The 646-nt window shown below is 56.3% G+C and carries 1 protein-coding gene; it reads left to right on the forward strand.

Annotation, left to right across the window (positions count from 1 at the left end; all coding sequences use genetic code 11):
• Nucleotides 1-30: 30 nt before the first annotated feature.
• The coding region (locus JCM12296_RS35455) for an efflux RND transporter permease subunit (RefSeq protein WP_281492281.1) at nt 31-646 on the forward strand (616 nt) is incomplete at its 3' end.

Below are 646 nucleotides of genomic sequence, written 5' to 3' on the forward strand. Positions count from 1 at the left end.
CCACGATTGACAAGGGTCCGGCCCAATGGCATGGAAGATGTGTCCGAGTACTGGATCGACGTGGACTGGGACAAAGCCGGGGCCATGGGGGTTCCCATCTCGTCCATCCACAATACCATCTCGGCCGCCTTTGGCAGCGCCTATGTCAACGATTTTATTCAGGCCGGTCGGGTCAAGCGGGTCTTTGTTCAGGCAGACGCGCCTTACCGTATGCTGCCCAATGATTTGGAAAAACTGTATGTGCGTAACAACGAGGGCAAGATGGTCCCCTTCTCCTCCTTTGCCTCCGGGCGGTGGATGTTTGGTTCGCCCAGGTTGGAACGCTACAATGCCTTTCCGTCCATCAATATCTGGGGCGAGCCCGCACCGGGAAAAAGTTCCGGGGAGGCGATGGCCGCCATGGAAGAAATTGCTGCCAAATTGCCCCAGGGGATCGGCTTTGACTGGACCGGCCTGTCCTATCAGGAGCGGATGGCAACGGCTCAGGGGCCTATTCTTTATGCCTTTTCCGTTTTTGTTATCTTTCTTTGCGTGGCTGCCCTGTATGAAAGCTGGACCATCCCTTTTGTCAACATGTTGATGCTGCCGCTAGGTGTCTTCGGCGCGATACTGGCCACATCGCTGCGCGGACTGCCCAGCGATGTTT

It is taken from the genome of Desulfosarcina cetonica JCM 12296 (assembly GCF_001311845.1).
GTDB classification, from domain to species: domain Bacteria; phylum Desulfobacterota; class Desulfobacteria; order Desulfobacterales; family Desulfosarcinaceae; genus Desulfosarcina; species Desulfosarcina cetonica.